The 10139-nt window shown below is 37.6% G+C and carries 8 protein-coding genes; 5 read left to right on the plus strand and 3 right to left on the minus strand.

The features are described 5' to 3' along the window. Nucleotides 1–331 precede the first annotated feature (331 nt). Entirely contained in the window at nucleotides 332–4033 is a 3702-nt protein-coding gene (locus tag F6K54_RS12990) for a tetratricopeptide repeat protein (protein ID WP_293078098.1), read from the minus strand. Nucleotides 4034–4246: 213 nt separating this feature from the next. Here F6K54_RS12990 and F6K54_RS12995 point away from each other — a divergent pair, with 213 nt between their 5' ends. Together F6K54_RS12995 and F6K54_RS13000 are read left to right on the plus strand one after the other, a co-directional pair. Then, on the plus strand, nucleotides 4247–4462 hold the full coding sequence (locus F6K54_RS12995; RefSeq protein WP_293078100.1) for a hypothetical protein: 216 nt from the start codon (nucleotides 4247–4249) through the stop codon (nucleotides 4460–4462). After that, on the plus strand, nucleotides 4452–4856 hold the full coding sequence (locus tag F6K54_RS13000; RefSeq protein WP_293078102.1) for a type II toxin-antitoxin system VapC family toxin: 405 nt from the start codon (nucleotides 4452–4454) through the stop codon (nucleotides 4854–4856). Before F6K54_RS12995 ends, F6K54_RS13000 begins: the two co-directional genes overlap by 11 nt. A gap of 205 nt (nucleotides 4857–5061) precedes the next feature. Here the strand turns inward: F6K54_RS13000 and F6K54_RS13005 are convergent, their stop codons facing one another. Next, complete coding sequence (locus tag F6K54_RS13005) at nucleotides 5062–5940, minus strand: DUF4384 domain-containing protein (protein ID WP_293078104.1); 879 nt, start codon at nucleotides 5938–5940, stop codon at nucleotides 5062–5064. A gap of 211 nt (nucleotides 5941–6151) precedes the next feature. Here F6K54_RS13005 and F6K54_RS13010 point away from each other — a divergent pair, with 211 nt between their 5' ends. Next, nucleotides 6152–6328, plus strand: coding sequence for a hypothetical protein (locus F6K54_RS13010; RefSeq protein WP_293078106.1), 177 nt, complete (start codon nucleotides 6152–6154; stop codon nucleotides 6326–6328). 543 nt (nucleotides 6329–6871) lie between these two features. Here the strand turns inward: F6K54_RS13010 and F6K54_RS13015 are convergent. Beyond that, the gene (locus F6K54_RS13015) at nucleotides 6872–8086 is read right to left on the minus strand and encodes an HhoA/HhoB/HtrA family serine endopeptidase (RefSeq protein ID WP_293078108.1); all 1215 of its coding nucleotides are present in this window, start codon (nucleotides 8084–8086) and stop codon (nucleotides 6872–6874) included. Nucleotides 8087–8358: 272 nt separating this feature from the next. Here F6K54_RS13015 and F6K54_RS13020 point away from each other — a divergent pair, with 272 nt between their 5' ends. Continuing rightward, nucleotides 8359–8730: a metal-sensitive transcriptional regulator gene (locus F6K54_RS13020; protein ID WP_293078109.1), complete on the plus strand. Its 372-nt coding sequence runs from the start codon at nucleotides 8359–8361 to the stop codon at nucleotides 8728–8730. 279 nt (nucleotides 8731–9009) lie between these two features. After that, nucleotides 9010–9690: a DUF2834 domain-containing protein gene (locus F6K54_RS13025; RefSeq protein ID WP_293078111.1), complete on the plus strand. Its 681-nt coding sequence runs from the start codon at nucleotides 9010–9012 to the stop codon at nucleotides 9688–9690. The last annotated feature ends 449 nt before the right edge of the window (nucleotides 9691–10139 follow it).

A 10139-nucleotide genomic window follows, 5' to 3' on the forward strand; every position in this document is an offset into this window, starting at 1 on the left:
GGGACTGAATTTGCCCCCCTAGCCCCCCAATTTTGGAGGGAACAAGAGTCAATTTGCTTCTCAAAGTCCCCCAATTTTGAGGGCTGAAATTTGCCCCCCTAGCCCCCCAATTTTGGGGGGAACAAGAGTCAATTTGCATCTAAAAAGTCCCCCAATTTTGGGGGATTTAGGGGGCTTGGATGTTCCATACAACGTCCCTACTAAAAAGGTAACAAGAGTCAATTTGCATCTAAAAAGTCCCCCAATTTTGGGGGATTTAGGGGGCTTAGATGTTGCATACAACGTCCCCACTAAAAACTGATAACTGATAACTGATAACTGATAACTGAATTTACTCTCCCTGACACACCCACGCTCCCCAAAAATACGGATGAGCTAGTGGTTGACTGTCAATTTTCAGATTATTTCCTAACTTTAATTCGTCTAAAATATCGCAACCTAATTTACTTTTTTGTAACTCTCCAACCGTGACATTAATGATATATTGCTGTGCTTTTTTCAATGCTTCCGCACGACTAATACCTGCTTTTAAATAATCTAAAAATTGCTCCATTAATAACATAGTTGCTAATGTTGGTACGCTCCACAAACTCATTATTAATGTTTTACTGCCAGCGACCGCAAATGCACGACGCAAGCCGAAAACTCCTTCTCCCGTTTGCACGTCTCCTAACCCGCTTTGACAGGCAATTAAAATCGTGAGTTCTGTTTCCCAGAGGTCAATACCTGCAATATCTTGAGCAAATACCATTGTCTTGAAGTTTTGGGGTAGTTTACCTCCAGAAAACCAGGTGTTGGCTCCAGTAAAAGCGATCGCCGAACGCATCATCGGGTTTTCGACTTTTGCTTGGTGGCGGTTTGGTTGGAAGGTTTCAAATTCGATGTTATTAACTGGGGGTTTTGCTGAAGTGGTGCTTATCTGTTGTTTCACCAGAGAATATATTGCTCCCAACTTTTCTCTGGTTTCATTATCACAATCTTCCAAGTTTTGTAACGCTTCAATATATTCCAGAAACTCTTCATCAACGAAACCATAATTTTTTGCTAATATCTCTGCTTGTTTTTCCTGGGAACGGAACAGCAACTCTCTCAACAAACGCAGATATTCTTCGTATCTCTGGGAGTAATAACCGTGGGTAGCAACGATGAGCAGTTTGGGAGATTTACAATTGAGTAGGCGATCGCCTGTTGCCTCATTTTGTAAGAAAGGTTTGACTCCTAACTGTTGGCCAATAGTTAGGGCAAAATCAGCAGTTGTTTTCACTCGTTCAAATTTTACACTGGCAAGAGTTCCGAACATTTGGCTAACATTCAGACCAGAAACAGCCATATTTGACTCTGGTTGTGCAATACCTGCATCATTCTCAGACCAATCAAAATTAGGATCGGCGATAATTAATGATTCGTTTGCTTTACCGTTTGTTTTGATGCGACGGCGCAATAATTCTCGCCCGACGCTGACATAACTAATGTTGTACTCATCCTGCAAAGTTGTTGTCTCATCATCCTCTGGCAATATCTGAAATGGCACCAAGTTTAAATCCCCATCGGGAGCTATTACTAAATGACTGCAACCTGCCAATTTATCCTGCAACTTATCAAAAACTGCCTCTCGTAGTTGCTTACCTGGTTGGGAGTCATAGACATAATGTTTTGCAGGTGTTTGGGTAGAGTTGCGATTCCACATCATCTTTTGTGGTAATGGTAACTCTATTACTGAGTCTCGGTAAGTAGAGATTAGGCGATCAATATTTTCTGCCTCCCCTAGATCGATCGTGTCTACCTCAGAAGGTTTTCCCTGAGCTAAAACAAAAGCTAGATACCGCGCCTCCTGCCAACTATCATTCTGAAAATCACGGACTTGAAACCGCACGAACTCTAACAACTTAGCCCCCTCTGGTAACTCTGAAGCTACTGCCCGTCTGTCGCCCATTTGTTCCTGCATAGCAATTTCTGGCACTTCTCGCGCTAACTGTCTTTCTAACTCATTACATTCTATTTGCAGTTGAGCTAACTGTTGTTTGTGAGCTTCCCGTTTTTCTGGTGGGGGTACTTGATATGTAAATGCTAAAAGTTGGTCGCACTTTTGTCGCCACTGTGGGAAAATCTCTTGGAGTTGGGGATAACGATCGCTGAATGCAGCTTGGTTTTGAGCAGCAAGAGCAGTTGCAGTTAGAGCTTTCCGTTTGAGGACGAGATTTAATGCGGCTTGTTTTGCTGCTTGGGAGTGGGGGAAATATTGGTAGACTAAGGAGAGGAAATACTCAAGATTAGGTCTGACTTCTTGCTGGATATGGGCAAGGCGATCGCTTTCGGAACTAGAAGCAAAGATAATCTGGATAGTTTTATTTTGGATTTTGCTTGCTTTGAGCATCAGTTTGAATGCCTCTTTGGGGCGATTTATTTTAGCTAGTAATCCTGCTAGGTTGTTGAGACTGGAGGCAAGGAATGGATGATTCGCAGGTAGGGCGATTTTGTTAATTTCTATAGCTTGTAGAAACAAAGGTTCTGCTTTCGAGTATCTTCCTTGAGAATGATATAATCCTGCCAGGTTGTTGAGATTAGTGGCAAGGGATGGATGATTACGAGTCAGAGCAATTTTGTTGATTTTTATAGCTTGTAGAAACAAAGGTTCTGCTTCCGAGTATCTTTCTTGAGAATTATATAAACTTGCCAGGTTGTTAAGGTACATGGCAAGTTCTGAATGGTTAGGAGGCAAACCAATTTCGCCAATTTTTATAGCTTGTAGAAACAAAGGTTCTGCTTCCGAGTATCTCCCTTGAGAACGATATAAATTTGCCAGGTTGTTGAGACTGGTGGCAAGATATGGATGATTGGCAGGCAGGGCGTTTTTGACGATTTTTATAGCTTGTAGAAACAAAGGTTCTGCTTCCGAGTATCTCCCTTGAGAATAATATAAATTTGCCAGGTTGTTGAGGTGGTTGGCAAATGATGGATGATTCAGGGAGATTTTGTCGATTTCTATAACTTTTTGGTACAAAGGCTCTGCTTCCGAGTATCTCCCTTGAGAACGATATAATTCTGCCAGGTTGTTGAGATTAGTGGCAAGGGATGGATGATTAGGAGGCAGAGCGTTTTTGACGATTTTTATAGCTTGTAGAAGCAAACGTTCCGCTTTCGAGTATCTCCCTTGAGAATAATATAATAAAGCCAGGTTGTTGAGATTAGTGGCAAGGGATGGATGATTGGCAGGCAGGGCGATTTTGTGGATTTCTATGGCTTGTCGGTACAATGGTTCCGCTTTCGAGTATCTCCCTTGAGAATAATATAAATTTGCCAAGTTGTTGAGGTGGATGGCAAGATATGGATGATTGGCAGGCAGAGCTATTTTGTCAATTTCTATGGCTTGTTGGTACAAAGGTTCCGCTTCCGAGTATCTCCCTTGAGACTCATATAATAAAGCCAGGTTGTTGAGGTGGATGGCAAGATATGGATGATTAGCAGGCAGAGCTATTTTGTCAATTTCTATGGCTTGTTGGTACAATGGTTCGGATTCCGAGTATCTCCCTTGAGACTCATATAATAAAGCCAGGTTGTTGAGGTGGATGGCAAGATATGGATGATTGGCAGGCAGGGCGATTTTGTGGATTTCTATGGCTTGTTGGTACAATGGTTCCGCTTCCGAGTATCTCCCTTGAGAACGATATAATCCTGCCAGGTTGTTGAGACTGGAGGCAAGAAATGGATGGTTGGTAGGTAAGACAATTTTGACGATTTTTATGGCTTGTATGTACAAAGGTTCCGCTTCCGAGTATCTCCCTTGAGAATAATACAATTCTGCCAGTTTGTTGAGGCTAGATGCTACCAAGATATGGTTTTTGCCAAAAGACTGTGATAGTTTTAGTGCTTGTTTAGTAAAAAGTACAGCTTGATCGTATTGACCTAATTTGTAAAACTTATCTGCACGATAGCTCAAAATTCCCCAATGCCAGCTTTGAACAATACCAGAATTGAAAATGCTGACGGTGAGTTTTATACTACTAAAAATTAATACTCTTATCCAGTTAAACATAATTCTCTCCTTTAATTTTGTTAATGTGAAATAAACATCGTTGTTGGGTTTCGTTCCATGCTACGCAACCCTAACGGGAACAACCCAACCTACAGTTATTGAACCTCTACTAAAATAACCTTAATTTGGTATAATGCGCATTTAAGGCAATTTTTTTCCCTTAATTCCTTTTTCGGCAAATAGAGGCGATCGCTTTTTAAATGGAGTAAAACGATGACCAATAAAGAAAAAATTTACGCAGAAATTGAGAGTATTTCAGAAGAATATTTCGAGGAACTCTACTGGTTAATTAAAAAATTTGCAGATGCAAAACCGATTAAAAAAAAATCTACATTTATGTCTAAATTGAAAAGTATAGAAATAGAAGGTCCAGAAGATTTTGCTGCTAATTTAGATTTGTATCTAAACGGAGAGAAAAGTGTCGAATAAAACATTTGTAGATACCTCCTTTGTAATAGCTTTAATCAATAAGCGAGACCAATACCACCAACAAGCTAGGGAATTAGCCGATCGCTTTGATGGCTACCCTTTATTAAGTACCGATGCCATTTTGCTAGAAATTGGTAATGCTCTGGCACGAAATTATAAAGATGAAGCGATCGAAATAATCGAACACTTTTTGAGTTCCCAAGAAATAGAAATTGTTCGGTTAACTCCTCAATTATTTGACAAAGGATTTGCTTTATACAAAAGTTACCAAGACCAGTCTTGGGGATTAGTAGATTGTATTTCTTTTGTAGTTATGCGTGAGGCAAATATTACCCAAGCTTTAACCTCCGATCGCCATTTCAGACAAGCTGGTTTTCAGACTTTAATGAGTTGATTTCATAGATTTTACAGCTTTTTTATGTAATAGATAAAAAAGTTTAAATCAGTTGAGGTTTAAAACTTCAAAGTTCAGGTTTTAAACCTTTCAGTAGCAACAATAAATCCGTACATCCGTGGCCAAATCAGTGTCTAGCTCCCATTGTCAGAAATCACAATAAACTCTGCTAGTGCGTTACGCTTCGCTTAAACACACCCTACATCTACACTACTTTATAATTCATATACCACAAGGTACAGTCTGACTCGCACTCAAAATATACCAAAAATTCCTGTAAATGCTTTCCCTGTAACTGCAAAGGTTCTTGGTCTGGTTTCGGCAACCAATCTAACTTTGGGCGTTCAGGAGCGATCGCCACTATTATCTCCTCAACCCCAGGTTCAGAACTTAGTTCAAAAAATTCTATAGATGCTCCCTCCATTGGTAACAATACTTTACTCGCCTCTTTAAAATTAGGATAAGGTGCAAAAAGCGATGATGGAGACAAACAGAAAAATTCGCCAGTAGTACCTTTTTCTAATAGAGTTAAATATCCTGGGCGTTCCAACTGTACCTCAAATTTAATCTCAGTGCCCGGAGGTATAGTACTACGATAATTAGAATCAGGTGTATACATATTCATGTCGCTAACCTTTGGGATAACAGGACCCATTTTATTAGTTGAAACAGCCCGAAATCTTAACTCTTCCCAGAGGCCAGAAATTGTTAATAACTGTAGTCTTTGTAAAAGTCCCTCCAACTTTTGTTTTTCCTTCAACCACTCTGGATACTTAACTTCAATCAACCACTTTCTGACAAACTGCCACTTGTTTTTCCCATTAAATTGATAGCCATGTTTAGTGAGGGATGAGTAGATGTTGTTATTCCAGCAATCTTTCAGTAATTGCACAACATTTTTTGTTTCTTTAGCATTTTCTATCAGTTGTGGCTTCAAATCCTCCGCCAGTTGTTCCCAAGTTTGCACATTTGTATTGTAGAGACGTTCAAAAAAAGCTAGTTCCGTATTACCAGAAAAGCAAAACTTAACTGCCATAGCCCTGAGAAATTCTTTTTCATTATCTTTATAGTCTGAACTGACCATAATTTTAATTCTTCCTAAATTTTTAGTACAGTTATACCCTAGCAAATTATTTAATATCAATGCCATAGAAATAGATATTTAAAACAGTTTTTTCTACTTATTTCTACATTTTTCTACTTCTACATTATTCGACTTTTTTCACTTCTCAGTGAGTGCTAATTTTGTTAGATTAAAAATGTCAAATTTGAACTGAATAATTTAACAAGATAAAATGTATAAATCGAAGAAAAAATTATTAATCTCAATTCTTGCTGGAGGTGTTTTCAGCATCCTATCAATCAGCAATAATCAAAATACCAAAAAAATTAGTCAAGCTATTGAAAGTGGAGTAGCTATGACATCTAGTATATCTATTTTACTAATCAGCTTAAAAGATACCGACGAATAATTAAATAGGGACGTTTATAATAATTAATAATTAATAATTAATAATTGTTGAACGTATCGTGATCGAAGTCTTTAGCTGGCATTATAGCAACTGCCAAGGGGGTTAGGACAATGAGTGCGAGCATCTTGCTCGCGTCATAAATCATCATAATTACCTGATGTCCTAACTATAGTGGCGACTGCTATAATTCTTTTTGTTGAATGGATAAATATATAAATCAAGGAAAAAGTGGGAGCATCTTGCTCCCTAACTATTCTTGCCTTAACAGATACAACGGATTCCACCTTGGTGAAGTACACCCACGCGAGCAAGATGCTCGCACTGGGAACATTATTAATATATGTACTTCATATACTTGGAATCTGCTGTATTACTACATTCTAAGAAATCATTTGTCCACTTACAACAAATAACTCTTTTTCTCTACCATTTCGGATTCCACCTTGGTGAGGTACACCCACGCGAGCAAGATGCTCGCACTGGGAACATTCAATTATTAATATCTGTACTTCATATACTTGGAATCTGCTGTATTACTACATTCTAAGAAATCATTTGTCCACTTACAACAAATAACTCTTTTTCTCTACCATTTCTCAGAATCTTAAACTGCAATTTTTGACCAACACCACCAGCTTCAACTTTCCTCTGTAATTGCTCTGCATTAACAATTGATTGATTGTCAATTTCTAAAATTACATCTCCTCTCCGAATGCCCGCTTTTTCTGCCGCAGTACCAGACAAAACTTTCGTTACTAAAACTCCATTTACCTCTGGCAAAATTAAAACAGAATTGGGGTCATTATTATTTTCCTTGGCAATTTCTGGAGTCAAAGTAATCATCTGAATACCAACAAAAGGATGAGGTACTTGTCCTCCACTAGCTAATACATCTTTAATTTCTTTAGCTTTATTGATAGGAATAGCAAAACCAATACCCATAGCATCAGCTCTAATTGCAGTATTAATTCCAATTACTTCACCTATTCCATTTAACAAAGGACCTCCTGAATTTCCTGGATTAATCGCTGCATCAGTTTGAATAAAATCTAATCTTTTATCAGGAATTCCTACTGCGGAACTAGGACGTTTTAAAGTACTAATAATTCCTAAAGTAACAGTATTATTAAATCCCAAAGGATTTCCTACTGCTATTGCCCAATCTCCTACCTGTACTGAGTCAGAATCACCTAAAGTTGCTACTGGTAAATTTTCACCTTTTGTCTCAACTTCAACTACTGCTAAATCTGTCACCTCATCTGTTCCTTTTACTTCTCCAATAAACTGTCTACCATCATTTAAAGTTACTGTAACTTTATCAGCTTTATCTACTACATGAGCATTGGTTAAAATTATGCCTTTAGAGTCAACAATAAAACCAGAACCTTGACCTTTTAATAATTCTTTTGAAGGAGGTTGTATTGGTAATTCACTACCAAAAAAACGTTCAAAAAATTCGTCTTCAAAAAAAGGATTAGCAGGGCGAGTAATTAGTCTTTCCGTGTCAATTCTCACCACAGCTGAACCAACTTTATTGACTGCTTCTGTCACGAAACTATTACTATTTATAGTATTGATATTCTCTGGTATACCTTGCAATGCTAATAACTGAGGATTTGATAATCCTTGGAACAGTTTTGAAGCTGCCATTACTGGTAGGGTAGGTAGACAAGTAAATATTAAAGTAAAAGCAACAAAAATGGCCAATAATTGAGAAGTTATTTTGGTAGTTATTTGAGAAAATTTGTACAATTTCATAGCATTAAAGTTTCATTGACTAAACATAAGCATTCAGCCGTCAGCTATCAGCAATCAGCTATTGCTTTTAGTTTTAGATAAAAACTTTACTAATTGAGGCAGAATTTATACTTAATATACTTAACTATAAAAGCTGGCTAAAACAGTCTATTTTCATTAAAACTCCTTTCTTTTGCTGAGAGCTGACAGCTAATAGCTGAATGCTTACTGACTAACTGAGTGGGATTAGTGTTATAATACTCCCAATCTTAACTATATTATACTCAAAATCTATGGTGTTATCTCAGGAACAACAAAAAGAACAGTTACCTCATAATCAAGCGAAGGCAGAGTCAAATTCGGAACATAACCATCACTCCTCTGCTCATCCTCATGTTCATAGTGAAGAATCCCTACAACGTCTCGTGAATAGATTATCAAGAATTGAAGGACACGTTAGAGGAATTAAAACTATGATCAAAGATAGTCGTCCTTGTCCTGATGTCTTAGTACAAATAGCTGCAGTTCGTGGCGCATTAGATCGAGTAGCTCGTATGGTTTTAGATAACCATTTATCTGATTGTATTTCCCGGGCAACTCAAGATGGAGATATTGATGTTGAAGTTGAAGCTTTAAAGTCAGCTTTAGACAGATTTTTACCTTGATTGAAGAAGGAGTCAGGAGTCAGAACTCAGGAGTCAGGAGAGAAAATTTCTTATCGATTCGCTCCCCCAAACAATTTTAAGCACCCCCGTTGATGGTGGGGTATTAAACCTATAAGGAAAATGATAATTTTTTATCTTTAATCCACTAAAATTTAATCAATGTTTTGACTAGAAAATTAAGTGAGAAGTTGGCTTCAAAATTAACAGTAAATGTAATCATATTCCATCAAATAATTTGATTTTTTAGCAAAGCAGGAAAAAGATTTCATTAAACAACTTATGTTAAAAAAAATAGCTTTGTGGTTACTTTGGATTGGCTTTAGCACTTACGCATTTCTGCTAGCACCTCCTGACCAACCAGATACTTTAGAATTAATCCAAAAATTATCAACAGGTCAATGGGAAAATATTAATCCGTTGATTGTATCTCTATTCAATATTATGGGAATATGGCCGTTGATTTATAGTTGTTTAATGTTCTTTGATGGCAGAGGACAAAAAACACCAGCTTGGTTATTTTCAACATTATCATTTGGAGTCGGAGCATTTGCTATTTTACCCTATTTAGGATGGCGTCAACCTAATCCAAATTTTTCAGGAAAAAAGAATTTATTTTTAAATATTTTAGATTCTCGAATTTTAGGAATTGCTTTAACAGTAGGTACGATTTTATTACTAATATACGGTTTAAAAAATGGCGACTGGAAAGATTTTATTCAACAGTGGCAAAGCAGTAGATTTATTCATGTAATGAGTCTAGATTTTTGTCTTTTGTGTCTATTATTTCCCACTTTATTAGGAGATGATATGAGTAGACGAGGAATGGAAAAATCTCCGTGGTATTGGATAGCATTAATTCCACTTTTAGGTCCATTAATTTATTTGTCTGTACGTTCACCTCTATTACCAGCAGATATCTCTACAATATCAAATCAACAAGAAGCGACATTCAACAATTAATAATTAATAATTAATAATTAATAATTAGGGGTTGCTGATTAAATATCAAAGCATTGACATATAAAGACTTTAGCCTTTTTGGGTTCAAAAAAAGTGCCTGGTTTTCAGCTCTTCACGCTCAAAAAGTTAGTATTTTAGGGGCATAGTTGGGCAGAAAAATTAAGGGATAATTCTTACTCCTACTTCCTCGCTCATTCCCATTTCTCCTGTCTTCCCCTCCCCTCCTGGGAGGGGCTAGGGGTGGGTTGGGAGGGGCTAGGGGTGGGTTGGGAGGGGTTAGGGGTGGGTTGTCTCCTGTCTCCTCCCTCTACTAAAAGACTTTTGAGCGCAAACCCTAATTAGAGTTTGCTGATTAAATCTAAAAGAATTGAAATATAGGCGAACGGCCGTTTGCTTCGCATAACTATCGTTAACGCCCCTACAATATTGACTATTTTCACCTAATCTTG

The organism is Okeania sp. SIO3B5, from assembly GCF_010692555.1.
Taxonomy (GTDB): Bacteria; Cyanobacteriota; Cyanobacteriia; order Cyanobacteriales; family Microcoleaceae; genus Okeania.